The organism is Spirosoma harenae, from assembly GCF_054776975.1.
This window is the reverse complement of record NZ_BAAHBD010000027.1, coordinates 301,003-326,474: the sequence shown is the minus strand read 5'-3', so window position 1 is coordinate 326,474 and position 25,472 is coordinate 301,003. Positions and strand designations below refer to the sequence as shown.

Here is a 25,472-nt window from a genome sequence, read left to right as displayed (position 1 = left end):
TCCCGCAATACTATTTATACAAGACCCGCGCCATTTCCAGAGGGCGATCAGTACTCATAATATCCGCTCCGTGCTGAACGAAGGTTTTGTACAGCTGATCTCCCTTAGCGGTTGCCTGTTTATCCAAATTCCCGAGCGTCCCCAATATGGTAGCAATTCCTTTTTGATGCAGAAACTGATACAATTCTGCTTCTGGCTCTTTGACACCGACAAACGCTACCATTCGATTGTCAGGAACACCCGCTTCACGAAGACGGTCGTATTCGGCCTGGTTTCGAATGGTAACTGACATCATCAGGTCTGGATCGAGCCGATGAACTTTAGCCGCATCCTGTGCATTGTAGGTGATCACACAGGCATAATCGCCAGCACCCGTTTTGTGAATCATCTCAACCACTTTCGCAAACGATACATTTCGTTTTACATCGAGTGTAAATCTGACTTTATTTTTTCCCCATCGAAGCACATCTTCAAGCGTTGGAATTTTATAGGGCGTTACATTTCCCATATTATCTTCCAATCGAAATTGGCCCAATTCAGCATAGGTTTTCTCGATCAGTTTACCTGTTCCAGTCGTTGTTCGGTCTAATGTTGCATCATGCATCATCACCATTACACTGTCTTTGGTCAGGTCAATATCGCATTCAATGATAGCTGGATGCTCTGGTGAACCGATCTGCTGGGCTACATAAGCAAACGATTCGATACAGTTCTCAGGATAATTTTTCAGATCGCCCCCACCCCGATGCACCGAAATTAAGGGTGCTTGATTGGGTTTGTACCTGAAAAAATCAGCGTCTTTACCAGAAGAAAGATTAGTCGTAGCTTTTGGTGTACAGGCAGTTAGAGAAATTGCCAGTAATAGAGCGTATCGCACAGTCATGAGAAATGAAAAATGACCGGTTTCTTGCAGGAAACCAATAGTTCCTTTTAGGAACCGATCAGCTAATGTGTATTGTTACCAATCCACAAATCTACGTTGAATCCAGACTGGATTTACGCTTCAGGGATGACAATCGTCTCCAAATTACACTAAGTTGATTATGTTATGATTCCCTTCTCAATTCTTGATTTATCTCCCATCGTAGCCGGTAATAATGCCGCTCAGGCATTTCACAATACACTCAATCTGGCTCAACATGCTGAATCGCTTGGGTACAATCGGTACTGGTTAGCTGAACATCACAACATGCCGGGTGTAGCTAGTGCGGCCACCTCAGTGGTTATTGGGTATGTTGCTGGCGGGACGAACACAATTCGTGTCGGTTCAGGAGGCATCATGTTGCCAAACCATTCGCCATTGGTTATTGCCGAACAATTTGGTACGCTGGAATCACTCTATCCGGGTCGAATTGATCTCGGCATAGGCCGCGCCCCCGGTTCAGACCAGCCAACTGCTCGTGCTTTACGACGAAATGCTACTGGCCCCGATACATTTCCGCAGGATGTGGTTGAATTGATGCATTATTTTCAACCGGACGATTCCAATCAATTTGTACAGGCTGTGCCAGGAAATGGATTGAACATACCAATTTGGATTTTGGGTTCTAGTCTGTTCGGAGCGCAACTGGCCGCTATGCTGGGCCTACCCTACGCGTTTGCTTCGCACTTTGCGCCCAAAGATCTGATGCATGCATTACACGTGTATCGAAGCGAATTCAGACCATCAGCTAATCTGTCGAAACCTTATGCGATGGTTGCGACAAACGTTATTGTTGCCGATACTGATCGGGAGGCAGAACGCCTATTTACGTCTGTTCAGCAACAATTTCTGTATATCCGTCGTGGGAAAGCCCGTCAAATGCAGCCTCCTGTTGATGATTTAACGGCATTATGGCCAGATTATGAATTAGCTGGAATTGAGTCTGTATTTAAGTACGCGGCCGTGGGGTCGCCGAAAACTGTTCAACGTCAGCTGGGGGCTTTCCTAGAGCAAACTCAAGCCGATGAACTCATTATCTCTGCGCCAATTTTCGATCATGAAGCCCGAAAATATTCGCTCTCGCTGACGATACAAATTCGCGACGCATTGGCAACTCAGAAGAATGAGGTCGCTGTTATATCGTAAGTTTTCATAAAATGAACGGGGCCGGTTTGAGAAACCGGCCCCGTTCATTTTATATCACCACATTCACGATCCGTTTCGGGACGACCACCACTTTTTTGGGCGATTTTCCGTCGAGCCATTTCTGCACGATTTCGTCGGCCAAAACTTCGCGTTCAATTTCAGTTGGTGCTCGATCAATGGCGAAACTGATCGTGGTGCGTACCTTCCCGTTAATCTGAATCGGATACTCGAACGCATCCTCGACCAGATAAGCCGGATTGAATTTCGGGAACGTTGCGGTTGAAATTGTCCCCGGTTCGTTACCTAGAGCAGACCATAACTCTTCGGTAATGTGCGGAGCATAAGGTGACAAGATCAAAACCAAATCCTGCAAAATGGCTTTTTTATGACAGTTTAACGCTGTTAACTCGTTCACACAGACCATGAATGCACTAACCGAAGTGTTGAACGAATAAGCTTCAATATCGCTCTGAGCCTTCTGAATCGTTTTGTGCAGAACTTTCAGTTCAGCGGGTGTTGGTGTTTCATCCGTTACAATCCACTGACTCGTATTATCGGCCAGGTTATCTTTATAGAACAACCGCCAGAACTTACGGATGAACCGATACACACCATCAATGCCATTCGTATTCCAGGGTTTTGCCTGTTCCAACGGTCCCAGGAACATTTCGTAAAGCCGCAATACATCCGCTCCATACTTCGCGACAATATCGTCGGGATTCACTACATTGAACTTCGATTTCGACATTTTTTCGACCTCGACACCGACGACATATTGCCCATTCGGTTCTGTAATGAATACGGCGTTTTCGGTCAAATCAGGACGTATTTTTTTGAAGGCTTCTATATCCAATACGTCATTTTCAACAATATTCACGTCAACGTGCAAAGGTGTTACGTCCTGTCCATTGATTTGATTCAATGAAACAAAAACGGGCACCCTACCGTCAAATCCCGTTCCCTTTAACCGGTACACGAAATTTGACCGACCCTGAATCATGCCCTGATTAATAAGCTTTTTGAAGGGCTCTTCCTGCGGCACATACCCTCTGTCTTTCAGGAATTTATTCCAGAAACGGCTATATAGCAAGTGGCCCGTAGCATGTTCAGTACCACCGATGTATAGATCGACATTTTGCCAATAATTGATAGCCGATTTACTAGCAAAATCACCATTATTATTCGGATCCATGTAGCGGTACCAATACCACGATGACCCTGCCCAACCAGGCATAGTACTCAGTTCGTACTCATATTCGCCTTTGTATTTCCACCCCTCAGCCCGTCCTAGTGGTGGCTCGCCGGTTTCAGTAGGCAGATATTTATCGATGGCGGGCAATTCCAGTGGCAGATCGCTTTCGTCGATCAGATATGGCAGACCATCTTTAAAATATACCGGCACGGGTTCACCCCAATACCGTTGGCGACTAAATACGGCATCGCGCATTCGGAAATTTACTTTTCCACGACCTAATCCGCGATCTTCCAGCCAGGCAATCAACGCAGCCGTAGCTTGTTGATACGTCATACCGTCGATGATGCCCGAGTTGATATAGCGCCCTTCTTTCGTGTTATCTGCCTGTTTATCAATATCCTTTTGTGCATCCAGAATTGGGATAATAGGCAAATTAAAATGAGTTGCAAAATTCCAGTCGCGCTGATCGCCAGACGGAACAGCCATTACAGCACCGGTACCATAGCCAGCCAATACATAATCGGCCAGGAAAATAGGTACCTTCTCATTATTGAATGGATTGATGCAGTAACTTCCAGTAAACACACCCGAAACCGCTTTCGTATCCGCCATACGGTCGCGCTCGGAACGCATTTTAGCAGCATTCACGTATGCTTCTACAGCCTCCCGCTGTTCTGGTGTTGTCAACTGAGGTACCAACTCGTGTTCCGGCGCCAACACCATAAACGTAACCCCGTAGATGGTATCGACGCGGGTAGTGAAAACCTCTATGTAACGATGAGTGATGAGTGATGAGTGATGAGTATCAGCTTCATTATTCATTACGGCGAAGCGAACACTTGCACCAACACTCTTTCCAATCCAGTTTCGTTGTTGCTCTTTCAGCGATTCGGTCCAGTCGATAGTATCAAGTCCGGTCAATAGGCGGTCGGCGTAGGCAGTGATACGCATCATCCACTGGCGCATCAGTTTTTGCTCGACTAGATAGCCACCCCGCTCGGAAACGCCATCTTTCACCTCGTCGTTGGCCAATACCGTACCCAATGTTGGACACCAGTTCACAACCGCGTCGGCCAAATAAGTAAGGCGGTATTTCAGTGTAATTTCATACGACTCTTTCTTCGACATGGCATTCCACTCGGCAGCCGTAAAAGTGGGGACGTCATCATCACACACTGCGTTCACATCCGTCGTACCGTTCGTTGCGAATTTTTCCAGCAACGTTTCGATGGGTTCAGCGCGGTCTGTATCCCGATTGTACCACGAGCGAAATAACTCCATGAAAATCCACTGTGTCCATTTATAATAGGCTGGATCGGACGTGCGAACCTCACGGGTCCAGTCAAAACTGAAACCAATATTTTTTAATTGCTCGATGTATCGCTCCCGATTCTGCGCGGTAGTAATGGCTGGATGCTGCCCCGTCTGAATCGCATACTGTTCCGCTGGAAGTCCGAACGAATCGAAACCCATTGGGTGCAATATATTAAAGCCCTTTAGTCGTTTGTAGCGTGCGACAATATCGGAGGCAATGTAACCCAGCGGATGCCCGACATGTAGCCCCGCTCCTGACGGATACGGGAACATGTCCAGTACATAATATTTGGGTTTGCTGGTCAATTCGTCCGGTTTGAACGTGTTGTGTTCATCCCAAAAGTTCTGCCATTTTTTTTCAACTTCAGAATGGTTGTAATCCGCCATGATGGTAGTACGATCAGAAAATCGTAGAATTCTCTTAAATAAATACGCGGCTGGTGGATAATTAGTTTTTCCAGCACAGTTCGTTGTTTCCTTGCAAAAATAGCCCTTTACTCAGATTTTTGCCTATCGCTCCTGTCGATGAGTGCGTAAACTTCCTCATGAACCGAGTTCGCCCAGCTATTCTGCCAACCCCAGCTACTTCCTCAAACGTCTTTTCCGACTTTTCGTTCTGGCTTTGGGTGCTCGGATTAGGGCTTATAACAGGCTGGCTCGGCTATGAAGCCATCGGTGATTTTAGGTATCCCCTCTCCGACGGAAATGATACAGACCAGTTTGAATATGTAGGCTATTTTTTCACGAAGAATCTGACAGTCAATCCGTTTCCTCACCTAAACCTTGTCAACACGCAAACATTTTATCCCTACGGAACGAATCAGGTTTTTCTGGATTGGGGATTTGAGCGTGATTACTGGTACCGTTTCTGCTACCTTCTTTTTGACGGTCCCGGTCCTTATCTACAACCTTATTACCTGTATACCTTACTTGTTTCAGCGATTGGCGCATTTATTCTCTTACAATCTCCATTTGGTCGAGGTAAAGCATTTGTTGTTGGGTTAATTGTCTCCGTCTTCAATTTTTACGGTCTCTATAAATTCCCTGTCCACATGAACGTTTGTATCGGGCATTGGACAACATTAGCGATCATCGCAAGCTATCGTCTATTATACGATGTACTCAATCGACAAACGATTTCACTTCCATTCCTCTTGATTTGGATCTGGCTGCATGTTCAGATTTTAGGGCAGGAACTTGGTTACGTGGCTGGCTTCGCCCTAACCTTCACTACGCTAACTTTCCCTGTTTTAGTCATTGTTTTATACCGACAAGTCGCTTCACAGGGAGAATCAACTAAAATTATCCAACTGACTTTCAATTATTTAACCAGTCAATGGAGCAAACATAAAGTAAGCTCTTTATTCTGTCTATTTCTGATAGCTGCCAGTCTCTATGCTTATTTGCCCTTAACCTTACAAATCGCGCTGACAGCCTGGGAGTTTGATTTTAAAGTCGCTCCGAATCCACCGATTTGGTCGCATCCCGCTCGTTTACTGATTCCGCATCTGCCAGGTTTAACAACGTATCATCTACCCTACGAAAAATGGTTTGGCGATTCATTCGAAAGTTACAGTCAGGGCAGTCCAGGGCTCTATCTTGTTTTATTGGCTGGGATCGGTTTCTGGAATATTCGTCGTACGATTTCACTTTGGCTACCAATTTTGTTGGCACTGGCATTTTTCCTGCTGTATCATCCAGTCATTTTTCCGACATTAAAAATATTCCCCTGGTTTAGTTTCAATCGGCATGGCGGACGCGCCAGTTTGGTTTATCCGGTGCTCCTCTGTTTGTTAGCTCTTCCAATTGAATGGCCTCGACAAACTCCAGGGAAGATCGGTATTAGCCTAATTCTTGTGTTAATGGGAATGGAATGGTATACAGGCTATTACCCACGATCGTTGTATCCAACTCCAATTACCTCAGATAGCGTTCTGAATTATTGTGCAATTGTTCGTAAACAACCGGGCGTTGCGGTACTCGATTGGCCGTTTTGCACGGTGGGAGCAGATGGGGTTGGCGATCCGGAAGGACTTTGTCCTTATTATGATGAGCAAAATGCTGTCTTTACCTTCCGACGCTTTTACGATAAAAGCGGTGTCGGGCAGTATTTCGGGCGGCTTCACCCCGACCAGATTGGCCCGTTTCTTCGCGATAGCTGGCCACAACGGCTAAAACCGGGTCGATTGTTTACGGAACAGGATTGGCAATTTCTGGACGCATTCCTCCGAAAAAACCAATTTGCCGGTATCAATCTCTACACCGATTTATTGACCCCTGAATTGGTTTCTCAATTTTATCAGCGTTACGGATTACCCATTGCAGAAACCCGTTTTCCAGCCGCTGGACGAGTAGTTTTTCTACCGATTCGACCCGTAAAATAATTTCGACAACTACACGAGTTGCAACGGCTATTTCGTTTTTAACGTACAGTTAACTACACGAAAAATTCTTTAAACGTATGGCCTAACGTTCTACGATTCATCTTTTCCAATTCTTGTTTTCGTACATACGTTATGCGACGTTTTTTCCCTTTCGCAACGGCAGCCAATGTGCTGGTGATTGGTATCGGTCTGTTTGGTTGTCAATCCGACAGTAGTGTAGAACCCGCCAGTATTTCAGCCGATTGTCTGGTCAAAGCATCCACCAATAGTGGCGTTGCCATTGCCGGTTCCTACATTGTCACTCTCCAGAATAGCCAGACTCTGCCAACTGCTCCTGGTGCTCGGGTAGCGGCTGTTGAAGCCACCGTCGAACAGTTACTGACTGACCATCAGATTGCCGATACACAAGCCGAGGTGTTATCCGCCGGAGAACAAACCAGTTTTCTAGCGCACATGACCGAGCAAGAGTCAGAGCAATTACGACAGGCCGCTGGCGTAGTTACCATTGAGCCAGACCGGATTATGTCAATCTGTAGCTGCGTCGACGTAGCTACAACGTCGACGTTATCATGGAATATCAAACAAACCGGCTATGGGCGTGGTGATTTACAAACCGATAAAACCGTCTGGATCATCGATACCGGTATCGATCTCGATCACCCTGATTTGAATGTGGACGCCACCCGAAGTAAATCCTTTATTAGCGGCAATTCTTCGGCCGACGACGAAAATGGCCATGGAACCCATGTAGCCGGAATTATCGGTGCCAAAAACAACAGCATCGGCGTAACGGGAATTGCTTCCGGCGCAACCCTGGTTTCTCTACGTGTACTTGACGATGATGGCGAAGGAAAACTATCGGGTATTATTCAGGCAGTTAATTATGTCGCACAGAACGGTAAAGCGGGGGATGTTGTCAATTTAAGTCTGGGCGGTGAAAGCACATCTACAACGCTTGATCGAGCCATCACTCAGGCTGCTAATCTGGGCATTCTGTTCGCAATAGCAGCTGGGAACGACGGTAAAAACGCGGATAATTATTCACCATCGCGAGTCAATCATGCCAATGTATTTACGGTTTCTGCGATGGATAGTAATAATAAATTTGCCTCCTTCTCCAATTTCGGAAGCAGCGTCGACGTATGTGCGTACGGCGTTCGAATTACCTCTACGTATAAAGGTGGCACGTATGCGACATTAAGCGGAACGTCAATGGCTTCTCCACACGTAGCGGGTCTTTTATTGATTCGGGGCAATACTTTACCAACCCACGGCACAGTTACGGGCGACCCTGACGGGAAAGCCGATCCAATGGCCGGCGAAGGAAATTAATTTGTTTCAGGTTTCTAGTTGGCTGATGCAAAAACAAGTAGGAGTCAGTTAACTTGAAACCTGAAATAAATTGTAAACCCGTGAATGAACTGGACCGACTTCGCAGGAAATTTGAGACGCTCTCCTCGCAAACCGATGAAGAATGGCTTCAATTTGCGCCTATTATTGAAACTGTAACGTATCAGAAGCATGATTTTCTGATTCAGGAAGGTCAGGTCGAACGATACATATATTACATCGTCGATGGAATGGTTCGGCTCTTTCTGAACAGTAATGGAAAGGATATATCACTTGATTTTCAGTTTAGCGATAGTTTTGTTTCTGCTTACTCTTCGTTTCTGAATAACCAACCTACAGCGTTCAATGTACAGGCACTTACTGAGGTGCAAGCCCTACGATTTAGTAAAACCAATCTGCTAAAGATATACGATCAATCGCACAAGGCTGAACGAATTGGTCGGTTGATTGCCGAACAGGCCTTTTTACGTAAAACCAGTCGCGAAGTTCAGTTTCTGACCAGCAACGCCAAGCAGCGCTACACACAACTGCTCGAACAGAATCCGGTTTTAGTGCAAACTATTTCTATACGTCATTTAGCCTCCTATTTAGGTATTGAGCCCGAAAGTTTGAGCCGTATTCGTCGGGAAATCTGATTTCCTAACAATTGTTAGTGGATGGGGCTAGCCAGCACCGGAACTTTGCCCCATCAATCAACACAAACACGATTATGGCTTTCTTTTTGGGTCTTTTGTCTATTGGCGCATTACTCTACGGAATCGGCTGGATATGCCAGGCACCCTACTTACTCAATACACATAACGATGCACTGCTAGCCACTACAGTGATGTTCGTACTGATCGGTTTAAGTCATCTACGTAAACCCGAGTCACTGGAATATATGGTTCCAACATTCCTGCCCAACGCTCGCTTTTTTGTGTTGCTTTCCGGGGCGGCAGAACTTATTCTTGCCGTTGGCATATTGTTTTCAGATACTCGTTTCTGGTCGGCCTGGGGGCTAATCCTTTTACTAATTGCCATATTTCCAGCAAACATCAACGTAGCTATCAACAACTTGCCTCCGCCAGGTGGTCTACCTGCTAAACCCTGGTACGTATGGTCACGACTGCTTTTCCAGCCCCTTTATATGCTCTGGATTTGGTATGCCACTTTACCATAGATGCTGTTAAAAAATAAAGATGAAGGGTCATTGAGTTTGTTCTTTAGCCCTTCGTCTTGCATTATTCTGATAGTCTTCCGTATCTTTGCTGCACTTTTCTACCAGTCTTCCCGTTACGAATGGGAAAACGCAGATAGTTAGCGGCACACTGACGTGCCGTTTTTCATAAATACTTTAATCCATTAACTCGATAGGTTTTATACTGTATGAGTCAGCCCATCATCCCTACGACCGAGTCAACAGGTAATACATTGATTGGAACGGAACCAGAAATCGATCTTAATGGATTGACTATCAACCTTCAGGGCGCCAGTGCTCTAAAACAGGCTGAAGTGTTGCGAGCCGCTTTCCCAACTGCCACGATTCAAACTGGCAACTCGCAACCCCTACTCCGCCGACGAAATCGCACTGAAATTGCCATCTACGTATTTGCCTCACTGGCTCTAATGATTGTCGGCCATCTCTTATTTAGCTATTTTACGCTGGATCGACTGACGCTGATAGTTAGTACAATTAATATAACCCCCGACATTTTTTACTTTATCCTGGCCGGATTCGTTGCTCAAATGATTGATGGCGCGTTGGGTATGGCTTATGGGGTTACAGCAACAACCTTCCTGACAAGTGTAGGAATCAGCCCCGTTTTCGCGACTGCGAGTGTCCACAGTTCAGAGATTTTCACGTCGGGCGTATCGGGTTACATGCACCTGAAATTTGGCAACGTCAACAGCCGGCTTTTTAAGATAGTGTTGATTCCTGGCGTCATTGGGGCTGCCTTGGGCGCATTTCTCATTACCAAACTTGCGGATCTGGAGGTAATATCGAATTACCTTAATCCGGCAATTTCGGTTTATACAGCCATTTTGGGTATCCTGATTTTAAGGAAAGCTTTAATAAAACGCACCAAGAAAAAACCGGTTCGACAGATTGGTTTGCTGGCCTGGTTCGGCGGCTTTGTCGATGCTATTGGCGGTGGTGGCTGGGGTCCAATTGTGAATTCCACCCTGATTGCTGCCGGACGACATCCCCGCTATACTATTGGCTCGGTTAATTTGGCAGAATTCTTCGTTTCATTTGCCAGCTCAGTAGTCTTTGCTCTCTACGCTGGTCTAGATAACTATGGCCTTGTAATTCTGGGCCTAATTTTGGGGGGTATGATCGCGGCCCCTATTGCCGCCCGACTCGCTCAAAAACTACCCGTTAAAACGATGATGATATTAGTAGGTATCGTCATCATCATTGTTAGTCTTCGAAAAATCATCAAGTTTTTCTAGAAATAACCTAAAGCCATTACGTATTCTTTAATTTTGCAAAAAACCAGTTTTACGTCTTTAACGGAGAAACAAAAAGCGAATCATAATCTATTGATTTTCTTTTTATTACCTCATTGAATCCGATGAAAAAACAAACCAAAGCCATTCGTACACAGACTCCGCAATCCGGTAATCGTGAGCATTCTGTGCCGCTTTATTTAACCTCGAGTTTTACTTTCGAAAGCGCTGAGCAAGGCAAAGCACTCTTTGAAGAAACCGAAGAGGGTAATATTTATTCCCGTTTCTCAAATCCGAACGTAACGGAGTTTGTTGACAAAGTATGTATGCTGGAAAATGCCGAAGATGGCATTGCTACCGGTACGGGAATGGCTGCGGTTTTTGCCAGTATGGCTGCTTTACTGAAGTCTGGCGATCATCTGGTTGCCTGTCGGGCTTTGTTTGGATCAGCCCATCAGATCATTACGCAGATATTGAGTAAATGGGGAATCACACATACCTATCTGGATGCCAGTGCTTCTGAAGCCGAGTGGGAAGCTGCGATTCAGCCAAACACCGGAGCGCCGGCCGCCAAAATGGTCTACCTGGAAACACCATCCAACCCCGGCCTTGAACTGGTAGATCTGGCCATGCTGGCACGGTTGAAAGCGAAGCATGGTTTCATTCTGAACGTAGATAATTGTTTTGCAACACCAATTTTGCAAACGCCAATCGATTACGGCGCTGATCTGTCAATTCATTCCGCTACGAAATATATGGATGGGCAAGGTCGCGTGTTAGGTGGTATCGTTGTTGGTCGGGCCGATCTGATTCAGCCCATTCGGTTCTTTGCTCGTCATACGGGACCATCACTATCTCCATTCAATGCCTGGGTTCTGTCAAAAAGCCTGGAAACGCTGGAGTTGCGAATGGAACGCCATTGCCGGAATGCACAACAACTTGCAGAAGCGTTGGAAAGCCTGCCAGATGTCGGCCGTGTTCTTTATCCGTTTTTGCCATCCCATCCACAATATGAATTAGCGAAAAAACAGATGAGTGCGGGAGGGGCTATCGTTACGATTGAACTCGAAGGTGGATTTGAGCGGGTAAAAGCATTTTTCGATGCCCTGACTATTCCTACTCTTTCCTCCAACCTTGGCGACTCGCGTACTATTGTTACCAATCCCAATACAACCACTCATGCCAAATTGAAACTCGACGAAAAAGCGGCTTTAGGTATCACACCGGGGCTCATTCGTATTTCAGTTGGGCTGGAAGCCATTGAGGATTTGATCGCCGATTTCAAGCAGGCGGTCGAGAAATCGGCCGATGTAGTTAAGCAAGCTGTAGCGTAAATGATTTCTGCGTGTCGTCAGATACATGTATCCGACGACACACAGAAATCAATGCATATAGTTAAAAAAAGTAGTGAGTGGGCCGCAGCGTAGTCAATTCATAAAATGGGTAAAAACGATCTTCGGATCGCTTCTTCTGCTTCAATGGCTGGAGCTTCTTTCATCACAACCGATAAAGAACTCATTCATCTGCATGAACCGTTTTCCAGACGAAATTTACCTTGCCCCTAAATTCTACACAGGATGTCTCGTTTCCGATACGTACTTTATCTTCTCCTACTACTGGCCCAGTTAACGCATGGACAGAGTACTAAAAAACCGCTTCGGGTGGGAATAGCTGGTCTGGAACATGACCATGTGAATGGTATTCTGAACAAAGCGTTCAAGCAAACGGGACAGACCGATATAGAAATAGTTGGTATTGCTGAATCTAACCGTGAATTGGCCGAAAAATTAGCCAAGCGATTTGGATTCAGTCTGAACTTGGTATACCCTACCCTTGCGGAAATGCTTGACAAAACCAAATCGGAGGCAGTTACCGATTTCAGCCGGATTGCAGACCATAAAAAAACGGTAGACATTTGTGCTCCAAGAGGCATCCATGTTATGGTCGAAAAACCGTTGGCAACGAGTTATTCAGATGCCCAGCATATGGCAGCTTTAGCGAAGAAGCATAATATTCAGTTGCTAACGAATTACGAAACCACCTGGTATGGCAGCAATCACAAAGCGTACGCCATTGCTAATACTGAAAAGTCCATAGGTGATCTGCGGAAGATCGTTGTCCACGATGGTCACCAAGGGCCCAAAGAAATCGGGGTGAGCAACGAGTTTTTTACCTGGCTAACCGATCCGGTTTCCAACGGTGCAGGAGCCCTATTCGATTTCGGTTGCTACGGTGCGAATCTTTCCACCTGGCTTATGCACAATGAACGTCCTCTATCGGTAATGGCTGTCACCCAACAGATTAAGCCAGAGATTTATCCAAAAGTAGACGACGAAGCCACCATCATTCTAACCTATCCCAAAACGCAGACGATTATTCAGGGATCGTGGAACTGGCCATTCGGCCGAAAGGATATGGAAGTATATGGAAAAACAGGCTATGTTTTCACAGTCGACGCCAATCGGATGCGTGTTCGATTAAAGGATGATAAAACCGAACAACAGACGGAAGCTTCCAAATCCGATGCCCCCGCAACTGATTCTTTCGCTTATCTGGCCAGACTCCTGCACGGCGAAACTAAACCCGACGAATTAACGTCATTAGAAAACAATGTTATCGTTGTAGAAATCCTGGACGCTGCCCGGCAGTCGGCCAAAACCGGCAAGGCAGTAAAATTATCCCAACTCAAATGATTGCCGAACCTACCACATTCACCCTCGAAAGCCTGACCGGGCGTCTGCATGGTCTGAGCAATATCGACGCTTTGCGAACGCTTGCCGAACTCTTCCCCGGCGAGGTTATTTTTTCGACCAGCCTGGGCTACGAAGATCAGGTCATTACCGATCTGATTCTGGCGAATGATATTCCGATTAAAATCTTTACACTCGATACAGGTCGTATGTTTTCGGAGACGTATTCCGTCTGGAAAAAAACGAATGATCGATACGCAACTAAAATCGAAACCTATTTTCCGAAAGCCGATGCGGTTGAAAAACTGATGACCGAAAAAGGTCCATATAGTTTTTATGAATCCGTCGAGAATCGGAAAGAGTGTTGCGGTATTCGTAAAGTCGAGCCGCTGAACCGAGCTTTGACGGGCAATAAAATATGGATTACGGGTATTCGGGCGGAGCAATCAGCGAATCGGCAGGATATGACTCAGTTGGAGTGGGATGGCGCACACAATCTCTTCAAATTCCATCCGCTGATGGACTGGACATTCGACCAGGTAAAACAATATGTAAAAGATAACCACGTGCCCTATAATCCTCTGCACGACCGTGGCTTTGTCAGCATCGGTTGCCAGCCCTGCACTCGCGCCATTCAGGAGGGGGAGGATTTCCGCGCTGGCCGCTGGTGGTGGGAAGATAACTCTAAAAAAGAATGCGGATTACATACACACGAGGAAGCGTTTAAGCCTTAATGAGCAAAAGAGTGAACGAGTGAATGAGCGTTGGTCGCTGGTCACTCGTTCGCTCATTCGCTCTTTCACTCTATAATAATGAAACTCGATTATCTAGATCAGCTCGAATCCGAAGCCATCCACATTATGCGGGAAGTGGCAGGACAATTTGAGCGTCCTGCGCTGCTTTTTTCAGGTGGCAAAGATTCGATTACCTTAGTTCACCTTGCCCTGAAAGCATTTCGTCCGGGCAAATTTCCATTTCCACTCGTCCATATTGATACAGGTCACAATTTTCAGGAAGCACTCGACTTTCGGGATGACCTCGCCGAACGAATTGGGGAAAAGCTTATCGTCCGATACGTAGAAGATACCATTCGAGAGAAAAAGCTAAAAGAGCCAACTGGTCGAAATGCAACCCGCAATGGGCTTCAGACATTTACGTTGCTGGATGCCATCGAAGAATTTGAGTTCGATGCCTGCATCGGCGGGGCTCGTCGGGATGAAGAAAAGGCGCGGGCTAAAGAACGGGTTTTCTCAGTGCGTGATGAGTTCGGTTCATGGGATCCCAAACGCCAGCGTCCTGAGCTCTGGAATCTTTACAATGGTCGAATTCACAAAGGTGAAAACGTTCGCGTATTTCCCATTTCGAACTGGACCGAACTGGATGTCTGGAATTACATTCGACGTGAAAAAATTGCGTTACCAAGTATCTATTTTGCCCACGATCGCGAACTCCTTATCCGCGATGGCAAATTAATGGCTACGGCCGGTGGTGTTATCAAACCCGAAGCCGACGACCAGATTGTTACTCGACGGGTCCGGTTCCGCACGGTTGGTGATATTTCCTGCACAGCGGCTTCGGAATCTCAGGCCGATACACTTGATGCTGTCATTGATGAGATACAAGCCACCCGGATCTCCGAACGGGGCGAAACTCGCATGGATGATCAACTCAGTGAGGCAGCTATGGAAGACCGCAAAAAAGGCGGCTATTTTTGAACGTAGTGATGAGTGATGAACGATAAGTGATTCAGGTTTCCATACTCATAACTTATCGTTCATCACTCATCACTTATCACTAACTTATGGACTTACTCCGATTTATAACCGCCGGTTCGGTTGACGACGGCAAAAGTACGCTCATCGGGCGGCTTCTTTACGATTCCAAATCCATTCTGGCTGATCAACTTGAAGCCATTGAACGAGCCAGTAAAAGTCGCGATGATGGCGAAATTGACCTTGCGCTTTTAACGGATGGGCTGCGTTCTGAACGCGAACAGGGTATCACGATTGACGTTGCTTATCGTTATTTTCAGACGCCAAAGCGCAAGTTTATTATTGTCGATGCGCCGGGTCATATCCAATATACGCGCAACATGGTTACGGGAGCGTCGAACTGTCAATTGGCCATTGTGCTGGTCGATGCGCGGCATGGTGTAGTCGAACAAACCCGTCGGCATTCGCTGATTGCTTCATTGCTGGGTATTCCGCACATCGTAGTTGCGGTTAATAAAATGGATTTGGTTGATTTCTCGCAGGATGTCTTCTCTGACATTTGTATTCACTACGCAGAATTAGCCAAAAAACTGAATGTCAGCCAGGTAACCTACATCCCGATGAGCGCCCTCAACGGCGACAATGTGGTTGATCGATCAACATCGATGCCCTGGTACGATGGACAAACGCTTCTGGAGCATTTAGAAACGGTTGCCATTGATGACGATGCACACGGTGAAACGGAAGATCATCATCCGGCTCGTTTTCCAGTCCAGTACGTCATTCGGCCCCAAACGGCCGATTTGCACGATTATCGCGGATACGCGGGTAAAATCACAAGTGGTCTCTTCCGCAAAGGCGACTCCATTACTATATTACCCTCTGGCGAAACCTCGACTATCGATGCAATCGAAATAGCGGAAAAACAATACAATGAAGCAGCTGTACCTATGTCGGTAGTCATGCATCTAGCTACGGACGTTGATATTAGCCGGGGTGATTTAATTGTCCGATCCAATAGTCAGCCCATTAGTAGCCAGACTGTTGAAGCCATGCTTTGTTGGATGGATACGAAAGAGTTTAAAGTTGGCAATAAGTATGTATTACAAGTGGGCACATTTCGTACCCGTTGCTCCGTCAGGGACATTGCCTATCAACTGAATGTCAATACATACGAAGAAACAGAAGACGTTGAAAGTTTGAAATTGAATGACTTAGCTAAAGTTATTCTGCGAACGGCACAACCAATTAGTTTCGATCCTTATCCGAAAAATCGGGCAACGGGTGGAGCCATTCTGATCGACGAAACATCGAACGTAACCGTTGGCGCGCTGATGCTCGTTGGCGAAGCATCATAACGATACTTTTTTGTATCTTTGAGTGAATACCAATACATAGTATGACTGAATTAGCCGCTCGATTGCTTGAATCTCCCAAAGCTCCGCAGATTATTCAGCAGGTGCAGGCGATTCTGAACGACGAGAAAGCGCGTCGACAGGCATTTTATGAATGGATGGATGATGACGTAAAAGCTGAGTTTATTAACGGCGAAATCGTTGTTCATTCACCAGCTTTGCATCGGCACAATTCAGCTGTGATGTTTCTAGGCACGCTATTAAATGCGTTTGTCAGCGAACAGGAATTGGGGATTGTGTTAGTTGAAAAAGCCTTAGTTGAGCTAACTCGCAATAGCTACGAACCTGATATCTGTTACTTTGGAACGGCCAAAGCTGCTACTATTCAACCAGATTCACTGTATTATCCAGCTCCAGACTTAATCGTAGAGGTATTATCGAAAAGTACGCAAAAAGTTGACCGGGAAATCAAGTTTGAAGATTACGCAACTCACGGTGTGGCTGAATACTGGCTTGTTGATCCAACCCGCCAAACAATTGAGATTTATAGCTTTGACGCAGACACGGAAGCTTATGCGTTGGCAGGCACTTACCATATAGGACAAACCGTAAGCAGCCAGCAATTGACGGATTTTACTATTCCTGTAAAAGCTGTTTTTGACGCAAACGCTAACATAACTGCCTTGCGAGAATTACTTGCGTAAAGATTCTTAGAAATGCGAAAGCCGCGCTACAGGTTAGACCTTTGACGCGGCTTTCACATATAATATACGGTTGAGAAATTACAACTGTTCCAGAATACGCTCCGTTGACACTTCGTAGCCAATCTTGACTTTCAGCTCGCTGATAGGTACGCGTACCTGCTCGGTTGTATCTCGGTATCGGATCGTTACAGTATCGTCTTCAAGTGTTTGATAATCAACAGCGATGCAGAACGGTGTTCCGATCAAATCCTGACGGGTATAGCGCTTACCGATTGCGTCACGCTCTTCCATTATCACCCGGAATTCCGAACGCAGGCTCTTTACAATGGCTTCTGCTTTTTCCGGTAAACCATCTCGACGCATCAGTGGGAATACAGCGGCTTTAATGGGAGCCAAAGCTGGATGTAATTTCAGATATGTCCGTTCCTTTTGCTGATCGCCCTCTCCTACTGTTTCTTTCGTAAATGCATTACAGAACGTAGCCAGGAACAGCCGGTCGGCACCAACCGAAGTTTCCACCACATACGGGATGTAATTACCATAGGGCTTCCCAGTTGCTTCGTCGATATCGTTATCGAAATACTGCTGTTTCTTTTTACTCAGCTCCTGGTGCGATTTCAGATCGAAATCAGTACGGGAGTGAATGCCTTCCATTTCGCGGAAACCAAATGGAAATTCGTATTCAATATCTACGGCTGCGTTGGCATAGTGTGCCAGTTTTTCGTGAATATGGAATTTCAGCTTTTCGGCGGGTAAACCCAGTGCCTGGTGGAATTTCATCCGTGTATCGCGCCAGCTCTCGTACCAGGCCATTTCAGTGCCAGGTCGTACGAAAAACTGCATTTCCATTTGCTCAAACTCGCGCATTCGGAAGGTGAACTGCCGTGCAACGATCTCATTCCGGAAGGCTTTACCAATCTGAGCAATACCAAACGGGATCTTCATCCGACCTGTTTTCTGCACGTTCAGGAAGTTTACAAAAATTCCCTGCGCCGTTTCGGGACGGAGATAAATCAAACTAGCATCTTCAGCTACCGAACCAACCTGCGTAGAAAACATAAGGTTAAACTGACGCACTTCGGTCCAGTTATCGGTTCCCGAAATTGGGTCTTTGATGCCTTCTGCGATGATCAGATTCCGCAATCCTTCCATATCGTCGGCACTTTGCAGACGACCGAGTTCATTACGCAGAGCCTGTCCGCGATCCGTGTCGCCTGCTTTTTCGTAAGATTCTGCTTTTAATTCGATAAGCTGATCGGCCCGGTAGCGTTTTTTCGAGTCCTTATTATCGATCATCGGATCGTTGAATGAATCAACGTGACCGGAGGCTTTCCAGGTAAGCGGGTGCATGAAAATAGACGCATCAATCCCCACGACATTATCGTGAAGTTGGGTCATGGCTTTCCACCACAAGGTTTTCAGGTTATTTTTTAATTCAACACCATTCTGACCGTAGTCGTATACAGCCTGGAGACCGTCGTAGATTTCAGAGGATGGAAAAACAAAGCCATATTCTTTGGCATGTGCGATAATATCTTGTAAAGAAGTCGCGGGCGCTTGTGTAGTATTCATACGTGGGCGCAAAAATACGTTTTTATACGCAAGTGACCACTTACCTGTTCTAATTCATGATTTTACAGGCCAATTCCTGATTACTCGAGCCGTTATACGACAAAAATGTTCTATCAATTCTCATTCATGAAAGCAATTTCTGCTCATCTGCGTTATACTTTTGAAACGAGTTGATCGTAAAAACTGACAACCACCGATTACATGAATATTGGCGATAAAGTCCGGTTGCTTCGGGCAAAAGAACAGGGAGTTGTGTCGCGCTTTTTACCCGGCGACATGATTGAGATTGAAATTGAAGATGGCTTCCGGATTCCGGTGATGCGGTCGGAATTAGTACCCGTTTCTCCGCTGGAATCAGAGCGATTGCTTAAATCAAATGCTTTTACAGCGCAAAAAACAGTAACCCCTGCGGCATCAACTATTCTGGCGAATCAGGGTATTTATCTGGCGTTTATACCTGTTAATGATCGAGAATACACCTTGCATCTTATAAATAATACAGATTGGGATTTCCCGTACACCCTCGGTGAAGAATCAGCAGCGTCTATTGGTGGGGTACAATTCCGTGGTATTCATAGCGGTGTGCTGAAACCAAAATCGCAGCAGAAAATGAACGATCATTATTTACATGCGCAATTTGAAGACTGGCCAACGTTTGTTGTTCAGGGACTTTGGTTTCGGGCCGGGAAATCTTCCCTGCGACCTCCTTTTATCAAACGCTTCAAAGCGCGTGCGGCAACGTTTTTCAAGAACAAAACGACCGTTCCGGTTATGGCTAAACCGGGTTTTCTGACACAATTGGATGCCGAAGCGACTGAACCTACCAATCCTTCTGCAGCAACTAACAAGCCAGCACAACCCAAAACGATTCATCCTAGCGAGTTAAAAGCTGAAATGCTCAAACCGAAATCAGGGCAATCAGGAGTTTCAATCGAACGTCCTTCGGCAGTGGTAGATTTGCATGTCGAGGAATTATTGCCGAAAGGCGTTGGTAATCGCAAACCTGGTGATTTATTGTCATTACAACTGGAAACGTTTGAGAAAAAACTGGAAAATGCGATTGCCAGCGGGATGCACGACATTACGTTTATTCATGGATTGGGCAGCGGTTCACTACGGACCGAATTGCATAAGCGATTAGGCCAACATCCATCCGTTCGATTCTTTGAAGACGCTCAGAAACAGAAGTTTGGGTATGGTGCCACAAAGGTTACACTTAAATAAAAAGCCATTTCTTCATACATTTTGCACTGGTTTGGCGTCTCAAACACCAATTGCAAATCGACATCTACCTACATTTCAGACCGATTTATCTGAGAAGAAACAAATTGTGTCAAAAAAAATAGTGAAACATTTTCGCGCATCCTTGTTTTTAGTAGGCGTACTACTATGTTTTAGTTATTTCCTGTTAAGTTGCAATCCATCATCAGGAAATCGCCTAAATCCGAAAGCGCCTAAAGAAGCCTACAATACTACCGAAATGGAAGTCCGGAATGAACGCTTTTTGTCTACTGTTCATATTCCCGTATCGATTGCACTAAGCGATGTCGAACGGCAGATTAATGCCCAGGTGAAGGGATTGATCTACGAAGACAACAGTATGGAAGATAATAACAATGACCAGTTTATGACGAAAGTCTGGAAACGGGGCAACATTCTGGTATCAGCGCAGGACAGTCTGTTTCATTTTACAGTTCCGCTGAAAATCTGGGCAAAGGCAGGGGTATCGGTGTTAGGGTTCACTCAATTCAAAGAAACAGAGTTCGACATTGATTTACGGTTCAAAACCAAATTTGACCTCGATCCAGACTGGTCGGTACATACCCACACCCAGGGTGATGGCTACGGATGGGTACGAAAGCCAACGGTCAGTGTAGTCGGTGTCAATATCCCCATCACGAATATCGTTAGCCGATTGATCGACAAGAATTTGGGAAGCATCACCAAAACGCTCGATCAGCAAATTCGGCGGGAAATTGATCTGAAAACACCTGTTCTAAAAGCCTGGAATACGCTTCGGGAGCCTTACCTGATTTCAGAAAAATATCGAACCTATTTACAGGTGGTACCAAAACGAGTTCTGATTACGCCGTTGCGATTTGAAGGGCGAGTGATTCGCGCAACCATTGGTATTGAAGGCTATACCTTGACAGCAACCGGTGCGAAGCCCGATGTTCGTCCGGCGGTTTCATTGCCCGATCTTACGGTAGTATCGCAGGTAAAAGATGATTTTCAGATTGGTTTGCTCAGTGAGGCTACCTATCAGGAGGTTGCCCGAATTGCTGCAGAAGAATTTGTTGGTAAATCATTTTCGTTTAGCAATAACCGTTACACGATTACGATTACCAAGATGGATTTGTACGGTCAAAACGATAATCTGATTATTAAGGCTGGACTAAAAGGAACAATCAATGGCGATATTTATCTGAAAGGTCGTCCCTATTATAACCCAAAAGATCAAACTATTTCCTTGCAAGATCTACAGTATGATCTGGACACAAAAAATGTTCTTGCCAGTTCAGCTAGTTGGTTACTGAAAGGAACCTTTGCCCGTACGCTCGAAAAACAATTGACCATTCCTGTGGGCTCGCAGCTTACCGATATGCAGAGTCTCTTACAGAAACAGCTTACAAATAATCAGATAGCTAAAGGAATCACTATTAACGGTCATATTGATGAAATCAAACCTGATCAGGTTTATTTGACGCCATCTGCTATGCTCGCTGTGGTCAATGCTCGAGGTCGTATTGACTTGAAAGTAGACGGCCTGCAGTAATTCCTACCTCAACAAACTGCCCGCATGTTAAAGCTTCGTTGCTTGCTTTGACATGCGGGCTTTATTTTTTATAGCCTGTATGACAGGCTAATTTGTAGAATGTCTATTCGATACAAATTAGATTATTAGAATATTGACTCTACTCAATTCCCAGATAGAAATCAATTTAATATCTCATTAGTAGGCCATAAAAACTCCATATTATATATGGCTATTAACATATTTATCAATATATATAAGCTAATTAACCGAGTTTATCTAAAATTATATCTCAAAATACCATAAAAATACAAATAAATCTTTTTTAATTACTCAATAAGACCTTTTTTTTAAGTATAAATACTTAATTATGGTATTAAATAACATAAACCAGATAAGGCCTAAAATTGTATTTTTACCATATTAAACTTAAAATAATAAAATATTTAATGAGAATATTTTTATTTTTATATAGCAATCTTACAAGATATTATACTATATATCATATTATTTTTTCATATAATATATCTACTCAGCGAATTATATCAGAATTATATTTTGTGCTTACACGCGGACAGATAGAAAAAGGATTGTATAATTTTTTTAATAGGAAATTTTGAACTGAATTTTGCGGAATATACTTTTGTAGAAACACTCTTTGCTTAACTTCACTAATCGTACTTGTCAATGAGAAAAAAGTTACTGTTGAGCCTGCTGTTCGTTTGCTCAATCTGTGCTTCAACCTGGGCGCAGGATCGTAAAATTACGGGTAAGGTAACCTTTGCCGATGATGGCAGTTCCTTACCTGGCGTATCAGTGGTTCTAAAAGGCACCACCGTAGGTTCAGTCACCGATAGCGATGGTGGCTACTCCCTCTCAGTTCCTGCTAAAGGAACCTTGATTTTCTCCTTCATCGGGATGCAAACGAAAGAGGTCGAGCTAGGGGCCAGCAACACTGTGAACGTCAAACTAATTACCGACACGAAACAACTCTCTGAAATCGTCGTAACCGGTACCGGGGTCGCTACAGACAAACGTAAACTGGCTATTTCTGTAGAATCAGTATCAGCTAAAGATCTGCCACAGGCACCTTCTGCTTCGATCGACCAAGCGTTGATCGGTAAAATCCCAGGTGCGCAGATTACCAGCCGGAGCGGTACTCCAGGTGCTGATGTAAACATTCTGTTGCGCGGTATCAATACGATCAATCGGGGCACTTCGCCAATGATCCTTATCGACGGGATTCAGATGGGCGCTACAAGCCTGCAAACCATCGACTTAAATTCAATTGAGCGTGTCGAGGTTGTTCAGGGTGCTGCTGCGGCTACCATTTATGGTGCTCAGGGCGCTAACGGGGTTATTCAGTTGTTCACTAAAAAAGGGAAAAATGGCCAGCTGAACATCGACGTTTCATCTAGCATTGCTCAGAATACCTATTTGAACAATGGTGGTGTTAGCAAAGCGATGTACCATGCATTTGCAACGGATGCCAGCAACAATATTATTGGTTCGTCGGGCAAACCGATTGTGTATGATCCGGCTACTGGTATTTATTCGGAGAACGTTCAGTATAACTCGACGGACCCAACTGCTACTAACAGCAAGCCGTATAATGCAAACCTGCAATATCACGACCATTTCTCTTACTTCTTTAAGCCAGCGAATACCACGAATAATAGTATTGCCATCTCAGGCGGAAGCCAGAAGGCTGATTTTAGCCTGTCAGCGTCGAATAGTCATCAGGAGAGCAACATTCGCGACAACGGAGCCTATGATCGGAGCAATATCTCGGCCAATATTGGCGCACAATTGGCTAAAGGCCTTACACTTCGTTCGATCACGCAGTTAGCGTATACCAAGAGTACGCTGAAAACGTCAGACCGGACGATTCTCTACGGTATGTTGAATGCTTATCCCTTAGCAGACTTCTCGCTGACAACAACTGATGGTTCTATTCCTCTCAACATGAACCAAACCATCGGGATCAACGCATCGAACCCTTCATATCGGCAGGCTTATACCCGGAACAATGACAACAAAGTTGATATTATTCAGAACATCAACCTGAACTACAAATTTCCGAAGTTCGTCGAATTAGACGCTAAATATGGTCTAAATTTCCAGACACAGAACCGCGATCTGGAATTCTATAACCAGTCGAATAATGCAAACGTCAAATATTGGGTAACGCAGGGTTCGCAAAACTTTATTTCGAACTACAATACCGCCAATACCGGTGACCTGACGAAGTATACGAACAGCAAAATGTTCCAAAACTTCCTGGCTACTGCGACCTTAGTTCTTGATTTGAAACAGGATTTTGGCTCAAATCTTCCCATTAAGCTGGTTACGCAAGGCTTGTTCGATTATCGGAACAGCATGACGAAAGAGTACACCAGTGCGGCTATCGGTTTGCCAGCAGCTTATGCACCGTATAATGCGGCTAACACAACTTCATGGCGTGTTTATCGCGACTATCAAGAGCCGTTTATCACCTATGGCTATTTGCTTAACCAACGATTTGAGTATGGCGACTGGCTCGGTCTTTCGGGCGGTTTCCGGAGCGATTATTCGTCAGCATTTGGTCAGGGCTCTAAGCCCTTCACCTTCCCACGGGGAGATGCTTATGTGCGTTTCTCTTCACTACCTTTCTGGCAAAACAGTGCCGTTAATGGAATCCTTCCTGAGTTGAAACTACGCGCAGCTTACGGACAAGCTGGTATTCAGCCAAAGCCATTTGACCGGTACGTAACTATCACGCCAACCACGGTAGGTAACACGACTGCTTTCTATTACGCCAATGGTCAGGCAAACCCAGCTTTGGGTGTAGAGGTGTCGCAGGAAATCGAAGTAGGAACCGACATGGTATTCAGCTTAATGAAAGGTTCTAGCTGGCTGAACGCCATCGCCTTATCGGCAACATACTGGGATCGGCAAACCAAAGATGCTATCTACTCGGTTGACGTAGCCCCTTCAGTTGGCCTGGGAACCTTGATTGATAACGCCTTTACCTTAGGCTCGAACGGTATCCAGATGTCGTTAAATTCGACGGTATATAGTGGTTCTAATCTGAAGTGGAATACGACAATTAACTTCGGTAAGCAAAGCTCGAAAATCGTTGCGGTTCGGGGCGACGCACCCGTTGTTGTAACGTCGAACGCGGGTAGCACGAACTACGTGTTAAAAGCTGGTGAAAAAATCGGTCAGTTGTATGGTTACAAAACAATCGGCAGCGTAGATGCTCGCGATGCAAACGGTAACTTCTTTATTCCACAAGCTGATCAAGAAGCCTATACGGTTGCCAGCAATGGATATGTGGTTAACAAAACAACCAAACAACCGTATTTCACCGCCGATAAATTCAGCTTTGGCGATCCGAACCCGAAATTCAACATGTCGTTCATCAACGACTTTACATTCAAAAACTTCCTGACATTCGGATTCCAACTTGACTGGGTAGCTGGTAACCACCTGTACAACCAGACAAAAGAATGGATGTACCGGGATGGTATCCACAGCGAATATGCTAACCCATTCACGATTGACGGTCAAACAGGTGCCTGGACGGCTTTCTACCGTGGTGTTTACGCACAACGCACAGCTAACGGAACCAAAGATTACTTCTATGAGGATGCGTCGTTCCTGCGTTTGAGAAACATTCAGGTTGGCATTGACTTCGCCCGTCTGTTTAAGATTCCGGCAACGAAAAGACTTCAGCTTGTCTTAGCTGGTCGTAATATCTGGACGGCTACTAAATACACCGGTTTTGATCCTGAAATCAGCTCAGGAACATCGAACTCGGCTTGGGACCGTGGTACTGACCACAGCACAATGCCGAACTTCAAGTCATACCAGGCTACGTTAAACATCGGCTTCTAAGGAACCCATCTTAACTTAAAAAATTGAACTGATGAATAAGTTAAAAATATATGCCTTAACTCTG

At 45.3% G+C, this 25,472-nt stretch carries 18 protein-coding genes; 15 read left to right on the top strand and 3 right to left on the bottom strand.

Annotated features, from left to right (window positions below):
* Positions 1-10: 10 nt before the first annotated feature.
* Positions 11-883 (bottom strand): glycerophosphodiester phosphodiesterase family protein, encoded by an 873-nt coding sequence (locus tag ACYVE4_RS26435; RefSeq protein ID WP_461043297.1) that lies wholly within the window; start codon positions 881-883, stop codon positions 11-13.
* Positions 884-1,048: 165 nt separating this feature from the next.
* On the opposite strand from ACYVE4_RS26435, the gene ACYVE4_RS26430 reads away from it, so the two are divergent.
* Entirely contained in the window at positions 1,049-2,068 is a 1,020-nt protein-coding gene (locus tag ACYVE4_RS26430; RefSeq protein ID WP_461043296.1) for an LLM class flavin-dependent oxidoreductase, read from the top strand.
* 49 nt (positions 2,069-2,117) lie between these two features.
* Here ACYVE4_RS26430 and leuS read toward each other — a convergent pair whose 3' ends face one another.
* A complete protein-coding gene (leuS, locus tag ACYVE4_RS26425; RefSeq protein ID WP_461043295.1) occupies positions 2,118-4,964 on the bottom strand; it encodes a leucine--tRNA ligase in 2,847 nt (948 codons plus the stop codon).
* Between the two features lie 158 nt (positions 4,965-5,122).
* On the opposite strand from leuS, the gene ACYVE4_RS26420 reads away from it, so the two are divergent.
* From ACYVE4_RS26420 to ACYVE4_RS26370, 11 genes are all read left to right on the top strand, one after another.
* The gene (locus tag ACYVE4_RS26420) at positions 5,123-6,961 is read left to right on the top strand and encodes a hypothetical protein (RefSeq protein ID WP_461043294.1); all 1,839 of its coding nucleotides are present in this window, start codon (positions 5,123-5,125) and stop codon (positions 6,959-6,961) included.
* Between the two features lie 132 nt (positions 6,962-7,093).
* On the top strand, positions 7,094-8,293 hold the full coding sequence (locus ACYVE4_RS26415) for a S8 family serine peptidase (protein ID WP_461043293.1): 1,200 nt from the start codon (positions 7,094-7,096) through the stop codon (positions 8,291-8,293).
* Between the two features lie 80 nt (positions 8,294-8,373).
* Positions 8,374-8,946, top strand: coding sequence for a Crp/Fnr family transcriptional regulator (locus ACYVE4_RS26410; RefSeq protein ID WP_461043292.1), 573 nt, complete (start codon positions 8,374-8,376; stop codon positions 8,944-8,946).
* Between the two features lie 74 nt (positions 8,947-9,020).
* Complete coding sequence (locus tag ACYVE4_RS26405) at positions 9,021-9,470, top strand: DoxX family protein (RefSeq protein WP_461043291.1); 450 nt, start codon at positions 9,021-9,023, stop codon at positions 9,468-9,470.
* Between the two features lie 206 nt (positions 9,471-9,676).
* The gene (locus ACYVE4_RS26400; protein ID WP_461043290.1) at positions 9,677-10,744 is read left to right on the top strand and encodes a sulfite exporter TauE/SafE family protein; all 1,068 of its coding nucleotides are present in this window, start codon (positions 9,677-9,679) and stop codon (positions 10,742-10,744) included.
* Between the two features lie 122 nt (positions 10,745-10,866).
* On the top strand, positions 10,867-12,075 hold the full coding sequence (locus tag ACYVE4_RS26395; protein ID WP_461043289.1) for a trans-sulfuration enzyme family protein: 1,209 nt from the start codon (positions 10,867-10,869) through the stop codon (positions 12,073-12,075).
* A gap of 243 nt (positions 12,076-12,318) precedes the next feature.
* A complete protein-coding gene (locus ACYVE4_RS26390; RefSeq protein WP_461043288.1) occupies positions 12,319-13,434 on the top strand; it encodes a Gfo/Idh/MocA family protein in 1,116 nt (371 codons plus the stop codon).
* Positions 13,431-14,165: a phosphoadenylyl-sulfate reductase gene (locus ACYVE4_RS26385; protein WP_461043287.1), complete on the top strand. Its 735-nt coding sequence runs from the start codon at positions 13,431-13,433 to the stop codon at positions 14,163-14,165. Before ACYVE4_RS26390 ends, ACYVE4_RS26385 begins: the two co-directional genes overlap by 4 nt.
* Before the next feature lie 78 nt (positions 14,166-14,243).
* Complete coding sequence (gene cysD / locus ACYVE4_RS26380; protein ID WP_461043286.1) at positions 14,244-15,146, top strand: sulfate adenylyltransferase subunit CysD; 903 nt, start codon at positions 14,244-14,246, stop codon at positions 15,144-15,146.
* An 86-nt stretch (positions 15,147-15,232) separates the two neighbouring features.
* A complete protein-coding gene (locus tag ACYVE4_RS26375; RefSeq protein ID WP_461043285.1) occupies positions 15,233-16,501 on the top strand; it encodes a sulfate adenylyltransferase subunit 1 in 1,269 nt (422 codons plus the stop codon).
* 41 nt (positions 16,502-16,542) lie between these two features.
* Complete coding sequence (locus ACYVE4_RS26370) at positions 16,543-17,202, top strand: Uma2 family endonuclease (RefSeq protein WP_461043284.1); 660 nt, start codon at positions 16,543-16,545, stop codon at positions 17,200-17,202.
* Between the two features lie 78 nt (positions 17,203-17,280).
* Here the strand turns inward: ACYVE4_RS26370 and ACYVE4_RS26365 are convergent, their stop codons facing one another.
* Positions 17,281-18,774, bottom strand: coding sequence for a glycine--tRNA ligase (locus ACYVE4_RS26365; RefSeq protein WP_461043283.1), 1,494 nt, complete (start codon positions 18,772-18,774; stop codon positions 17,281-17,283).
* 201 nt (positions 18,775-18,975) lie between these two features.
* Between ACYVE4_RS26365 and ACYVE4_RS26360 the strand changes: the two genes are divergently transcribed.
* The 3 genes from ACYVE4_RS26360 (at position 18,976) to ACYVE4_RS26350 (ending at position 25,408) form a co-directional block, all read left to right on the top strand.
* Positions 18,976-19,998 carry a Smr/MutS family protein gene (locus tag ACYVE4_RS26360; protein WP_461043282.1) on the top strand — a complete coding sequence of 341 codons (1,023 nt, stop codon included), beginning with the start codon at positions 18,976-18,978 and terminating at the stop codon, positions 19,996-19,998.
* A 121-nt stretch (positions 19,999-20,119) separates the two neighbouring features.
* Positions 20,120-21,550 carry a DUF4403 family protein gene (locus ACYVE4_RS26355; protein WP_461043281.1) on the top strand — a complete coding sequence of 477 codons (1,431 nt, stop codon included), beginning with the start codon at positions 20,120-20,122 and terminating at the stop codon, positions 21,548-21,550.
* A gap of 666 nt (positions 21,551-22,216) precedes the next feature.
* Positions 22,217-25,408 carry a SusC/RagA family TonB-linked outer membrane protein gene (locus ACYVE4_RS26350; protein ID WP_461043280.1) on the top strand — a complete coding sequence of 1,064 codons (3,192 nt, stop codon included), beginning with the start codon at positions 22,217-22,219 and terminating at the stop codon, positions 25,406-25,408.
* Positions 25,409-25,472 lie beyond the last annotated feature (64 nt).